The organism is Vibrio sp. 1557 (genome assembly GCF_033340175.1).
Taxonomy (GTDB): Bacteria; Pseudomonadota; Gammaproteobacteria; order Enterobacterales; family Vibrionaceae; genus Vibrio; species Vibrio alginolyticus.
On the sequence record NZ_JAWOVZ010000004.1, the window covers coordinates 228,026 to 240,070 of the forward strand.

The window sequence follows — 12,045 nt, forward strand, 5'->3', positions numbered from 1 at the left end:
TAAGGTGTTATGCCATAAATGCATGCGAATTAGAGCGCAGTCACGAGCTCGTGTATTGATTGAGTACTCTCGGTCAAGTTAGCTTTGTCCGACCAAACCATATTTTCTAACCATCCCTCGTAATTGGTGATAGCTCAAGCCAAGTAGCTCGGCTGCTTGTCGTTGATTAAACTTGGCTTCTTCCAATGCACGATTGAGTAAATGGATATCTTGTTCCTCTTGCCATTGTTTATAGTCTAGAGGGAATTGGATGGTGTTGCTTGATGCTTCCTCTTCTTGTTGTTCTGCTTGTTTTGCACTATGGCCAAGCGCGCTGTGCCAAACCGTTTCAAAAGGATTGAAAACCAGTTCATCAATTGGGTGAGCATTCAGACCATGTTGGTAAATCGCACGTTCAATCACGTTTTTTAGTTCGCGGACGTTACCGGGCCATTCATATTCAATAAGCGACTGCTGCGCTTTTGGGGTAAAACCGACAAAGTATTCCAGTTGCAGTTCACGACACATTTTCATCGCGTAGTGCTCTGCTAAAGAGAGAATGTCTTCTTTGCGCTCGCGAAGAGGGGGTAACATAATGACATCGAAGGCTAGCCTGTCGAGCAGATCTGCACGAAAATCACCTTGCTCTGCCAATTTTGGTAGGTCGGCATTGGTTGCACAAACAAGTCGAACATCCGCATTGAGAGCGGTATGACCGCCAACTCGCTCATATTCACCATATTCAATGACACGTAATAGCTTTTCTTGAACTAAAAGTGGTGCGGTTGCCAGTTCGTCAAGGAACAAAGTACCGCCCTCGGCACGCTCGAAACGCCCTTTATGCTTACCTTTAGAGCCCGTGAAGGAGCCAGATTCATGTCCAAACAATTCGGAATCTATTAGCCCTTCGCTTAATGTCGCACAGTTGAGTGATAGTAGTGGTTTATCCCAACGTCTTGATAAATAATGCAAACGCTGAGCGATGAGTTCTTTACCCGTACCTCGTTCACCAATGATGAGGACAGGGCGCTCAATGGGTGCAAGTTGTGATACTTTATCTAGTACAGCGAGAAAAGCAGGTGATTCACCAATCAGGTTTTGCTTCATAAAGTCCTTCTTATTTAACAGCCGAGCCATGATTTAGACATAGAGTTGGTAAATTTCACCAACAGTTGGTGAAAAACATCATAGCACAATAGTGTGTAACGACAACAAAATGAATAACGCTCTGATTTAAAAGAAAATTATAAGTTGGCACGTTACTTGTTATATATTCAGGGAGACACAAGGTTAATCACCACCTTGTCGAGTTTTAATAGGAAAAAAGAGGAGTTCCGTTATGGGTATTTTTTCTCGATTTGCAGATATCGTTAACTCAAACATCAGTGCATTACTGGACAAGGCGGAAGATCCTGAAAAAATGATCCGTCTTATCATTCAAGAAATGGAAGACACACTTGTTGAAGTGCGTACTAACTCGGCTAAAGCGATTGCAGACAAGAAAGAGTTGGCTCGTAAGGTTGAAACGTTAGAAGAGCAAATTGGCGAATGGGGCCAAAAAGCGAGCTTAGCATTAGTTAAAGAGCGTGAAGATCTAGCTCGTGCAGCGTTAATTGAAAAGCAAAAGCTAGAGCAAGTGATTAAAGGCCTCCACACTGAGCAAACCTTAGTGGAAGAAACGATCGATAAGCTTACTGGCGAGATTGGTAAGTTGGAAAGCAAAATTGCTGAAACGCGCGCAAAACAGCAAGCACTAGCAATTCGTAACCAAACTGCATCTAACCGTCGTGATGTGCAAAAACACCTGCACACTAGCCGTACTAATGAAGCGATGGCGAAATTCGAGCAATACTCACGTAAAGTGGATGAAATGGAAGCGGAAGCAGACCTGTATGCTCAAACCGGTAATGCTAAATCGCTAGAACAAGAGTTTGCAGAGTTGCAGGCACAAGACGAAATTGAAAAAGAGTTGGCAAAACTGAAAGAACAGATGTCATCGAAAGATAAATAAGAAAGGAGCCATTTATGTCGGCATTTTTTATAGCAGGACCAGTGATTGTCTTTTTAATCTTTGTCGCTCCACTATGGCTCTTCTTACACTATCGCAGCAAACGCAAAACAGATAGTGCACTGTCGAGCCAGGATTTAGAGCGCCTTCAGGTACTATCTGAAAAAGCGGAAGCGATGCAGTCCCGAGTTGATACATTGGAGCGCATCTTGGATGCTGAGTCACCAACATGGAGACGCAAGTATGAATAATCGAGAACTGTATCGTGACCCAGTAAATGGCAAAATCTCCGGTGTTTGCGCCGGAATTGCCAACTACTTTGGTGCAGAAGTTTGGTTGATTCGTATTGTAGTGATTTCTGCAGCGCTGTTAGGTGGTACGTTTTTGGTATTGTTAGCGTACATCGCGATGGCGTTTATGTTAGAAAAGCAACCAGTAACGTATTCTGAAAATATCAGAGCGCAGCAAGAGCATACGCTCAAAAGTAAGCCTTGGCAGAAAGGGCAAAGCCCTGATCAACTGCTCAGTGTGTTGGAAAGGGATTTTGACCGTCTTGATGGCAAAATTCGTAACATGGAAGCTTATGTTACGTCTGATACATATAGGGTGAACAGAGAATTCAGCAAGCTCTAGGCATTTTGTATCCAAAGAAGATTTAACTGAAGCAGGCATAAAGCCTGCTTTTTTATCACAAATTACTAATTTTAAAGCACTATTAATCTTTTCTGCTCTGGAAGTTCGTTCAAAATTCATCTACTTTAAAAATAATCCCCCAATTTTTATGGATGAATGTAATGAGAAAATTGCTCATTCCTATTGCCATCTCGGCTGTCTTGTCGGGGTGCGGTAAAGAACTTCCTCCTGTTCCTGAACCTGAATCGCGCCCTGCGAAGCTATTTACAGTATCTGTTGGCAATGCCCAGTTTGAGCGACATTTTCCTGCCACGACGGAAGCTGGCGATAGAGCAGTACTGACATTTCGAGTTCCTGGGCTTCTTCAAACGATAGAAGTGAATGAAGGTCAAGTCGTTAGTAAAGGTGATGTTTTGGCGTCATTAAACCCAGATGAATATTCTCTGCTCGAACAGCAAGCTCGGGCAAATTTTTTGCTCGCAGATGTGCAATACAAGCGATACCAAAAGCTACGTAAAGACCAAGTAGTATCTGAGCAAGATTTTGATGAGGCAAAAGCGAATCACAACTCAGCAAAAGCTCAATGGAATCAAGCAAAGGCAAACTTAAGATATACCAAACTTGTCGCGCCATATGATGGCACTATTTCGTACATTCCAGCAGAAAACCATGAATATGTTGCCGCGAAAGAAGGGGTGATGAATATTCAGTCCAACCAACTCCTCAAAGTGATATTCCAAATCCCAGACTATCTTCTAAATCGTTACACGCAGGGGAGCGATGTCTCTGCCAGAATGATATTTGATGCGTTCCCCGAGCAAGCCTTTGACTTAACCTTTCAGGAAATCGATACAGAAGCCGATCCTAAAACGGGCAGTTACAAAGTCACGATGGTCATGGAGCGACCAGCAGAAATTGGCCTTTTGCCGGGAATGTCTGGCAATGCTTACCTCCTGTCCAAAAGTGCAGGAGCGACAAAGATTCCTAACTCCGCGTTGCTAGAAGAGAACGGCAAAACATACGTTTGGCGTGTCGATGAGCAAGGCATTGTATCCAAAGCCGCAATTGAGATGAATGACAAAAATCAAGTGTTAGCCGGGCTTAACGATGGCGACCAAATCATTATCTCGGGTGTCAGTGTAATTGAACCCGGAATTAAGGTAAGAGCGTGGATTAAGGAAAGAGGGTTGTAATATGAAAGGAATCATCTCTCTAGCGACTTTACTTTCAACGCTTTTTCTCGTTGGCTGTGGGGATAAGGCGCCAGAAAAAGAGCTCGAAACGCCACGAGTTAGGGTTACGTCATTAGCGGGAAACAAGGTGGACGACAACTTGTACTTCCCTGCGGTTGCGAATGCAGCGGATCGCTCTCATTTGAGCTTCAGAGTGGCAGGAGAAGTCAGCCGCATCATGGTAAAAGAGGGCGACAAAGTCACGAAGGGTGATGTTATTGCAACGCTAGATCCCACGGACTATGAGTTGGATGTAGATAATGCGAGTGCGCGTTTTTCTGTTGTCGACAGTCAGTATCGCCGCTCACGCCCTTTGGTTGATAAAGGCCTATTAGCTAAGTCTCAGTTTGATGAAATTGCAGCACAACGACAAATCGCCTTAGCTGAGCTTCAGTTAGCCAAACTTCGTCTATCATTTACTGCCTTAAAAGCGCCCGTGGATGGGATTATTTCGCGAGTTAATATCGACCAATTCGAAAATGTTCAAGTCGGACAGCATATCGTTAATATTCACAGCTTGGAGCGAGTCGAAGTGTTGATTCAGCTTCCAGACCGCCTCTATGTGAACCAACCGCCAACGGAAGAAAGGCTTACCGCGATCAAAGCATTAGTGCGCGTGCCCAGCGGTAACGAATATAACGCGACGGTAAAAGAATTTACGACTGAGCCCGATCCAACAACAGGTACGTTTACTGTCACACTGTCGCTTCCTATGCCGGAAGAAGAGTACATCCTAGATGGGATGGCTGTTGAAGTAACGTCTAAAGACGAGAATGTTGGGCTTGATCTCAACCTAGGAATTAATGTCCCTATCGAAGCCATTTTTAATGCGGATGGTGACGAGCTGGGGCGCGAAAACAAATTTGTTTGGGTACTGAATGACGACAATACGGTATCGCGCAAACAGGTGCGAGCAGGTAAGGCATCTAAAACGTCCATTCAAATCCTTGATGGTCTCATGCTCAAAGACAAAGTTGTGATTGCCGGTGTTTCTCGATTAAGGGATGGCATGAAAGTGGAAGTGATACAGGAAATGGCTACGCAGGAGGCCGGTCTATGAGCGATCTTAATAAATCAGTGCCTCAAAGTGATGATGATGTGACCGGTATTGCTGCGTACTTCATCCGAAATCGCGTCATCAGTTGGATGGTCGCACTGATATTTTTGATTGGTGGTATCGCCGCATTCTTTGGTTTAGGGCGTCTTGAGGACCCTGCTTTTACTATTAAAGATGCGATGGTAGTGACCTCTTACCCTGGTGCGACACCGCAACAAGTCGAAGAAGAAGTGACGTATCCAATCGAAAAAGCGATTCAGCAGCTTACTTATGTTGATGAAGTAAATTCGATTTCTAGCCGAGGCTTATCTCAAATCACGGTCACGATGAAGAACAATTATGGCCCTGATGATCTACCACAAATTTGGGATGAGTTGCGCCGTAAAGTGAACGACCTTAAAGGGACGTTGCCTCCAGGTGTGAATGAACCTCAAGTGATCGATGATTTTGGTGATGTTTACGGGATTTTGTTAGCGGTGACTGGCGACGGTTATAGCTATAAAGAGCTACTGGATTACGTCGATTACTTACGCCGAGAGCTCGAACTGGTTGATGGCGTGAGTAAAGTTTCGGTATCCGGGCAACAGCAAGAGCAAGTTTTCATCGAAGTATCGATGAAAAAGCTGAGCAGTATAGGTCTTGCTCCGGATACCGTGTTTAATCTTCTTTCGACGCAAAACGTGGTTTCTGACGCAGGAGCGATCAGAATTGGTGACGAGTACATCAGAATTCAGCCGACTGGCGAGTTCCAGAGTGTGGAGGAGCTGGGTGATTTGTTGATTACTGAGTCGGGCGCTCAGGGGCTCATTTTCTTGAAAGATGTTGCGGAAATAAAACGCGGGTACGTAGAAGTACCGAGTAATATTATTAATTTTAACGGAAGTCTTGCACTAAACGTGGGTGTTTCTTTTGCTGAAGGCGTCAACGTCGTTGAAGTCGGAAAAGCGTTTGATCATCGCCTTGCCGAGCTAAAGTACCAACAACCTGTCGGTATCGAAATCTCGGAAATTTACAGTCAGCCTAAAGAGGTGGATAAATCGGTTAGCGGTTTTGTTGTCAGCTTGGCTCAAGCTGTCGGTATCGTCATTATCGTACTTCTGTTCTTTATGGGGCTACGTTCGGGGCTGCTTATCGGTTTAATTTTACTGCTGACGGTGTTGGGTACGTTCATTTTCATGAAGTATCTCGCGATAGATTTGCAGCGGATTTCATTAGGTGCCTTGGTTATCGCGTTAGGTATGCTGGTGGACAATGCCATCGTTGTGGTTGAGGGGATTTTGATTGGTACTCAAAAAGGGCGAACTCGACTCCAAGCAGCGACCGACATTGTTACCCAAACAAAGTGGCCATTACTTGGGGCAACTGTGATTGCGGTAACTGCATTTGCGCCAATTGGACTGTCTGAAGACTCGACGGGCGAATACTGTGGCACTTTATTTACGGTTCTGCTGATCTCTTTAATGTTGAGCTGGTTTACCGCTATCTCGTTGACACCATTCTTTGCTGACATCTTCTTTAAAGGCCAGAAGATTAAACAAGGTGAAGGGGAAGAAAATGATCCATATAACGGGGTTATTTTCGTTATTTATAAAAAGTTTCTTCAGTTTTGTATGCGTCGTGCTTGGTTTACCGTTGTGGTGCTGATTGCGGGATTAGCGGCAAGTGTTTACGGGTTCACCTTTGTGAAGCAAGCGTTTTTCCCATCTTCGACAACGCCGATTTTTCAGTTAGATGTATGGATGCCAGAAGGAACTGATATTCGAGCAACTAACACAACGCTTAAAGAGTTAGAAAGTTGGTTAGCTAAGCAAGAGCATGTTGACCATATCACGACGACCGCGGGTAAAGGCTTACAGCGCTTCATGTTAACGTACGCGCCAGAGAAAAGTTATGCGGCTTATGGTGAGATAACCACTCGTATGGAAAACTACGATGCGTTAAAACCATTAATGGCGAAGTTTCGAGAGTATTTAAAAGCCAACTACCCAGAAATCAATTACAAGCTCAAACAGATTGAGTTAGGCCCTGGTGGTGGTGCAAAAATTGAAGCGCGTATTATTGGCTCAGATCCAACCGTCCTTCGTACGATAGCCGCTCAGGTCAAGGACATCATGTACGCCGACCCTCAGGCAACAAATATCAGGCATGATTGGCGTGAACGAACCCAAGTTCTTGAACCTCAGTTTAACGAGAGTCAGGCACGTCGCTATGGCATTACCAAATCGGACGTCGATGATTTCTTGTCCATGTCATTCTCTGGAATGACGATAGGCTTATACCGAGACGGCACGACGCTCATGCCCATCGTGGCTCGCTTACCTGAAGATGAACGTATTGATATTCGTAACATCGAAGGCATGAAAATATGGAGTCCAGCACAGAGTGAGTTTATCCCACTTCAACAAGTCACAATGGGTTACGACATGCGTTGGGAGGACCCTATTATTGTACGTAAGAACCGTAAGCGTATGCTCACTGTGATGGCAGACCCTGATATTCTAGGTGAAGAAACCGCATCGACATTGCAAAAACGCTTACAGCCCCAAATCGAAGCGATTCAATTACCACCAGGTTATTCCTTAGAGTGGGGTGGTGAATACGAATCTTCTGGTGATGCTCAAGAGTCGCTGTTTACTACCATGCCAATGGGGTACTTGTTCATGTTCTTGATCACTGTATTCCTATTTAACTCTATCAAAGAGCCACTCATTGTTTGGCTTACCGTACCGCTGGCGTTAATTGGCGTCACCACTGGTTTGTTGGCACTCAACACGCCGTTTGGTTTTATGGCATTGCTCGGCTTCTTAAGCTTATCGGGAATGGTGCTCAAAAATGGCATCGTATTACTGGACCAAATTGAAATTGAAATGAAGTCCGGTAAAGAGGCTTATGACGCGGTCGTTGATGCTGCGGTAAGTCGCGTCCGTCCCGTTTGTATGGCTGCTATCACGACGATCCTTGGTATGATCCCACTGTTGCCAGATATTTTCTTCAAACCAATGGCGGTTACGATTATGTTTGGTTTGGGTTTTGCGACAGTCCTGACACTGATTGTCGTGCCAGTGTTGTATCGTTTGTTCCATAAAGTGGCAGTACCGAAACAGGCTTAGTGCTACTGATATAACGATGAAAAGTATTGCGCCTCTAGCTCATCAGTTAGAGGCGCTTTTTAAGGAAGAATAATGACAGAACAAAAAACGTGTGCGTGGGCGATGAATCACCCATTAGAGCGCGAATATCATGATTCCGAATGGGGCGTGCCAGTATATGACGACCAAGTCCTGTTTGAATTTATTACTTTGGAAGGTGCGCAAGCTGGTCTTAGTTGGATCACCATCCTTAAAAAGCGCGAAGGTTACAGAGAAGCGTTCGAGAATTACGATCTAGATGCGTTGGAACAAAGAAATGAAGAACGCGCTGAATACATCGTGGAAAACTTCGATGTTGTGAGACATCGCGGAAAGATTAACTCGGTATTCAGTAATGCCAAAGCGGCCAAAGCGTTAATTGCTGAATACGGGAGTTTATCAGACGCGTTGTGGCAGTTCGTGGACGGTGAACCAATCGTCAATCAATGGCAACATATGAGTGACGTACCAGCTTCGACAGAGCAATCCAAAGCCATGAGTAAATTTCTAAAAAAGAAAGGCTTCAAGTTTGTCGGTGAAACCATCTGTTATGCTTTCATGCAAGCCGTCGGCATGGTGGATGACCATATCGTGGGATGTCCTAAAAAGCAGAATAAGTAACGTTTGGCGATTAAGCTAATGTTGTTAGTTCTGGCTATCATGAATACGTTCCAAAGCTTCGATTCGACGCCATTGAGTGGCATCGAAGCTTTGTTTTCTTAAAGAAATGATTTCTGCCTGTTTTTCGTCTTGCCCTAGAAAATCCCTATTCAGAATATTTTGACGCTGCTTTAAGTAAGTGGCGAGTTGAGTCTCAAATGATGCTCTTTGCTCATCAAGCTTTTGCAGCCTCTGCGCTCCGGCATCTCCTACCAGAGCAACACGGGCGATGTACTTGTCTTGTGAATCAAGCTGAGAAGCTTGCTCGAGCTGCTCTGCTAATGCGTTATTGCGTTCACTTTTTCGTATGTAATCCGGTTGTTCTGATAACGCTTGATTGAGAAGGTGTGCTTGACTCTCGATATCCGATGCCTGTGTTTTAATCGTCAGCTTTTCTAAAGCAAGTTGGCGAAGTCGGTTTTCTTCGTCAAACAATTGGGTTATCTGCACCTCGTTAAAGTATTGAAGCTGTAAGTTCAGTATTGCTTCATTCAGCATGGTTAACTGTTCAAGCGTTAGGTGATTGTGCTCAAAAGGCTCTAATGCAGAGAGTGCTTGCTTGTAGGAAAGGTAGGTTTGAAAAAGTTTGGCATCAATATTCAGAGTTTGCTTTGCTAAAGTGTCATCATTGACTTCCGCTTTGATCGTATCGAGATCTTCTTCGCCCAACCGGCTAAGAGAATATTCGAAGAAGTCTTTTGGTGAAGAGACATCGGCGGCTATATCTTGCTGAGATTGCGAATGGTTAGAGGTTATCTCTTGTTGTTTGTCGCTTTGCAACAGAGAAAGCGCTCCCACGCCAAATATCGAGAGCAGGATAAAAGTGGTGAGAGCGACTTTCTTCATTGTGATGACCTCTTATAAACCTTGAAGTTTGAGACGATTTGCATGTTGGCGATAAAGCGTGACTGGATCGGTTTCAAAAAGATGATGAATACCGAGTAGACCGTTAATTTCATCCAAATGGTTCATTTGATAATCATCACGTATGACTTTGCCCAAATGTGTGCTGCACGCACCAACTAAGCCATCATTTGGCCCATCAAAGGCTAAGCCAAGTACCATCATGGCAGCATCGGTCGGATCGAAAACGTTTGTAAAAGTGGATGATCCGGTCCATGAGTAGTAATAAACGCCATTTGAAGCTAGCAAATCACCATTACCACATTCACTGGTAGGGACTCCCTCCGGGTAGTGTTGGTTAAACGCTAATGATCCTTCCGTGGTTAATGCTGCTAATGAGGCCAAAGGGTCTTGGTCGAGATCAGAACCACCTGATAGAAGATTAATAAGAGTGGTTAAACCTTGCGCCAGTTTTACCGCGAGCTGCTCACTACCCGAACCCTCAGATACGGTGCCACGAACTAAATCTGCCACTTTAGACCCTTTATTAACGCCACCTATACTCGTAACTGATGCGACTAGGTCAGGACGGACAGAGGCAACATAGCGCGTTGTTGGACCACCATGACTGTGACCAATGAGATTGACTTTCTCTGCGCCTGTTGCTGCAAGTAAGGTTTCGACTTGAGCAAGCAGTTGCTCCCCTCGAACTTCGCTGCTATTGGTCGCGGATACCTGCGCTACATAAACTTTAGCGCCGTCTTTCGTTAAGGAATGTGGTATTCCGAAAAAGTAATCAACGCCTGCCAGGGTATCAAAACCAAACAAACCGTGAACCAAGACAATCGGATACTTGGTTTGGGTATAACCTGTTGCAGCGTATACGGAGGTTATTGGGACGGTAACTAAGGTAAAAAGCATTAGCGCTATAAATTTGAGTTTCAAAACTATCTCCTTGTGGTATGACCTCTTATGAATGATAAAAAGTAGGAGAGAAACTCTAAATTTGAAAAGCCTATTTATGGCACATTATTTCATTCTGTGACTGCTCAATTGAAAAACAACACAAATGATTAACATTAATTAATGGTTCGGGTGAATGTTAGTTAATTCTAATTAAGTCAGGGGCTTATAAAAACGCCCCGCAATGCAGGGCGATTCAATCATTGTTATAGGGAGGCTTCTTTTTCAAGCATTAAGGCATTATAACGCGCAAAACCAGCCTCTAAATCAGCGATCAAGTCATTTACGTCTTCTAAGCCAATATGAATACGAACCAAAGTACCTTCAAAGTGTGGGTGAGCTATGGTTCTCAGGCTGTTAAAGCTCTTAGGTTCGTTAGCTAGAATGAGGCTTTCATAACCGCCCCAAGAGTAACCCATACTGAAGTGTTTCATACCATCAAGCAGAGCCGTCGTCGCTTTTGGATAAGACGTTTTGAGAACAAATGAAAACAAGCCGTTTCCGCCTGTGAAATCTCGTTTGAAAAACTCATGGCCAGGGCTTGTTTCTAAAGCTGGATGGCGGACATGATCAACTTCTGGGCGAGAAGCGAGCCACTGAGCGACTTTTAAACTGCTTTCTGCGTGCTGTCTTAGGCGAACATCCAACGTGCGAATACCTCGAAGACCTAGGTATGCGTCGTCAGGAGAAACGCACTGACCCATCAGGTAGCTTTGTTCACGAAGCTGACCCCAATACTTTTCAGAAGCCACAGCAGTACCTAGCATGACATCTGAATGTCCAACAATATACTTAGTTGCCGCTTGAATGGAAATGTCTACGCCATGCTCGAAAGGAGAGAAGTTCACGCCTGCTCCCCATGTGTTGTCAAGCATCACGATGATATCTTGCTCGTGGGCAATGCGCGCTAATGTAGGTACATCTTGGACTTCCATGGTTATTGAACCAGGAGACTCTAAGAAAAGGACTTTGGTATTCGGCTGAATCAAGTCTCGGATACCTTCACCGATCATTGGGTCATAATAGGTGGTTTCGATGCCCATTTTCTTCATGATGGTGTTACAAAAGTCACGAGTTGGTTCGTAACAAGTGTCCACCATTAGAATGTGATCGCCAGTTTCAACGAAAGAGAGGATGGCGTTTGAAATTGCTGCCGTTCCACAAGGGTAAAGCGCGCAACCAGCTCCACCTTCAATCTCAACCATTGCGTCTTGGAAAGCAAAGTGCGTGTTGGTGCCTCGGCGACCATAAAACAATGTTTTGTTTGCACGATTAATGGTGGCTTGGTTCTTTTCTGCAACGGTATTGAATACCACGGTTGAAGCGCGTTGAACGGGTGGGTTTACAACACCATTTGTCCACTTTTTATCGCGGCCAGCGGTAATGAGTTTGGTTTTTTTTCCCTCTGACATAAAAGTTCCCTGTCTTAAATATTGCGGTTTTGAATATTTAAAACATGGACGACGTAGGTTATGCAAGGGAAAAGTCGACTATCAGCCAATAACAGCCAAGATGAACAGGTAATGATGTCGAGAGGTATCG

11 protein-coding genes are annotated in these 12,045 nt (G+C 44.5%); 7 read left to right on the forward strand and 4 right to left on the reverse strand.

Annotated elements, in window-relative coordinates:
- Positions 1–78: 78 nt before the first annotated feature.
- Complete coding sequence (gene pspF / locus R7070_RS08225) at positions 79–1,086, reverse strand: phage shock protein operon transcriptional activator (protein WP_017820869.1); 1,008 nt, start codon at positions 1,084–1,086, stop codon at positions 79–81.
- Between the two features lie 232 nt (positions 1,087–1,318).
- On the opposite strand from pspF, the gene pspA reads away from it, so the two are divergent.
- The 7 genes from pspA to R7070_RS08260 all read left to right on the forward strand — a co-directional run bounded on the left by pspA (position 1,319) and on the right by R7070_RS08260 (position 8,658).
- Positions 1,319–1,990 carry a phage shock protein PspA gene (gene pspA, locus R7070_RS08230; protein ID WP_005378119.1) on the forward strand — a complete coding sequence of 224 codons (672 nt, stop codon included), beginning with the start codon at positions 1,319–1,321 and terminating at the stop codon, positions 1,988–1,990.
- Between the two features lie 14 nt (positions 1,991–2,004).
- The gene (gene pspB, locus R7070_RS08235; RefSeq protein WP_005378117.1) at positions 2,005–2,238 is read left to right on the forward strand and encodes an envelope stress response membrane protein PspB; all 234 of its coding nucleotides are present in this window, start codon (positions 2,005–2,007) and stop codon (positions 2,236–2,238) included.
- A complete protein-coding gene (pspC, locus tag R7070_RS08240) occupies positions 2,231–2,620 on the forward strand; it encodes an envelope stress response membrane protein PspC (protein ID WP_025766867.1) in 390 nt (129 codons plus the stop codon). Before pspB ends, pspC begins: the two co-directional genes overlap by 8 nt.
- Positions 2,621–2,781: 161 nt before the next feature.
- On the forward strand, positions 2,782–3,813 hold the full coding sequence (locus R7070_RS08245) for an efflux RND transporter periplasmic adaptor subunit (protein WP_053307438.1): 1,032 nt from the start codon (positions 2,782–2,784) through the stop codon (positions 3,811–3,813).
- A 1-nt stretch (position 3,814) separates the two neighbouring features.
- Positions 3,815–4,912 carry an efflux RND transporter periplasmic adaptor subunit gene (locus tag R7070_RS08250; protein ID WP_005378112.1) on the forward strand — a complete coding sequence of 366 codons (1,098 nt, stop codon included), beginning with the start codon at positions 3,815–3,817 and terminating at the stop codon, positions 4,910–4,912.
- Entirely contained in the window at positions 4,909–8,019 is a 3,111-nt protein-coding gene (gene vmeI / locus R7070_RS08255; protein ID WP_256900330.1) for an efflux RND transporter permease subunit VmeI, read from the forward strand. Before R7070_RS08250 ends, vmeI begins: the two co-directional genes overlap by 4 nt.
- A 72-nt stretch (positions 8,020–8,091) precedes the next feature.
- Positions 8,092–8,658: a DNA-3-methyladenine glycosylase I gene (locus R7070_RS08260; protein WP_005378109.1), complete on the forward strand. Its 567-nt coding sequence runs from the start codon at positions 8,092–8,094 to the stop codon at positions 8,656–8,658.
- A 24-nt stretch (positions 8,659–8,682) separates the two neighbouring features.
- Here R7070_RS08260 and R7070_RS08265 read toward each other — a convergent pair whose 3' ends face one another.
- The 3 genes from R7070_RS08265 to R7070_RS08275 all read right to left on the reverse strand — a co-directional run bounded on the left by R7070_RS08265 (position 8,683) and on the right by R7070_RS08275 (position 11,915).
- Positions 8,683–9,543, reverse strand: coding sequence for a lipase secretion chaperone (locus tag R7070_RS08265; RefSeq protein WP_256900331.1), 861 nt, complete (start codon positions 9,541–9,543; stop codon positions 8,683–8,685).
- Positions 9,544–9,555: 12 nt separating this feature from the next.
- Positions 9,556–10,461 carry an esterase/lipase family protein gene (locus tag R7070_RS08270; protein ID WP_005378107.1) on the reverse strand — a complete coding sequence of 302 codons (906 nt, stop codon included), beginning with the start codon at positions 10,459–10,461 and terminating at the stop codon, positions 9,556–9,558.
- Between the two features lie 248 nt (positions 10,462–10,709).
- Positions 10,710–11,915, reverse strand: coding sequence for a cystathionine beta-lyase (locus tag R7070_RS08275; protein ID WP_053303199.1), 1,206 nt, complete (start codon positions 11,913–11,915; stop codon positions 10,710–10,712).
- Positions 11,916–12,045: the final 130 nt, after the last annotated feature.

What these genes read in the sequence shown, in the direction of transcription:
- R7070_RS08260 (WP_005378109.1), top strand. Translation starts at nt 8,092, where the DNA reads ATGACAGAACAAAAAACGTGTGCGTGGGCGATGAATCACCCATTAGAG.
- R7070_RS08275 (WP_053303199.1), bottom strand. Translation starts at nt 11,915, where the DNA reads ATGTCAGAGGGAAAAAAAACCAAACTCATTACCGCTGGCCGCGATAAA.
- pspA (WP_005378119.1), top strand. Translation starts at nt 1,319, where the DNA reads ATGGGTATTTTTTCTCGATTTGCAGATATCGTTAACTCAAACATCAGT.
- R7070_RS08270 (WP_005378107.1), bottom strand. Translation starts at nt 10,461, where the DNA reads ATGCTTTTTACCTTAGTTACCGTCCCAATAACCTCCGTATACGCTGCA.
- pspC (WP_025766867.1), top strand. Translation starts at nt 2,231, where the DNA reads ATGAATAATCGAGAACTGTATCGTGACCCAGTAAATGGCAAAATCTCC.
- pspF (WP_017820869.1), bottom strand. Translation starts at nt 1,086, where the DNA reads ATGAAGCAAAACCTGATTGGTGAATCACCTGCTTTTCTCGCTGTACTA.
- vmeI (WP_256900330.1), top strand. Translation starts at nt 4,909, where the DNA reads ATGAGCGATCTTAATAAATCAGTGCCTCAAAGTGATGATGATGTGACC.
- R7070_RS08265 (WP_256900331.1), bottom strand. Translation starts at nt 9,543, where the DNA reads ATGAAGAAAGTCGCTCTCACCACTTTTATCCTGCTCTCGATATTTGGC.
- pspB (WP_005378117.1), top strand. Translation starts at nt 2,005, where the DNA reads ATGTCGGCATTTTTTATAGCAGGACCAGTGATTGTCTTTTTAATCTTT.
- R7070_RS08245 (WP_053307438.1), top strand. Translation starts at nt 2,782, where the DNA reads ATGAGAAAATTGCTCATTCCTATTGCCATCTCGGCTGTCTTGTCGGGG.
- R7070_RS08250 (WP_005378112.1), top strand. Translation starts at nt 3,815, where the DNA reads ATGAAAGGAATCATCTCTCTAGCGACTTTACTTTCAACGCTTTTTCTC.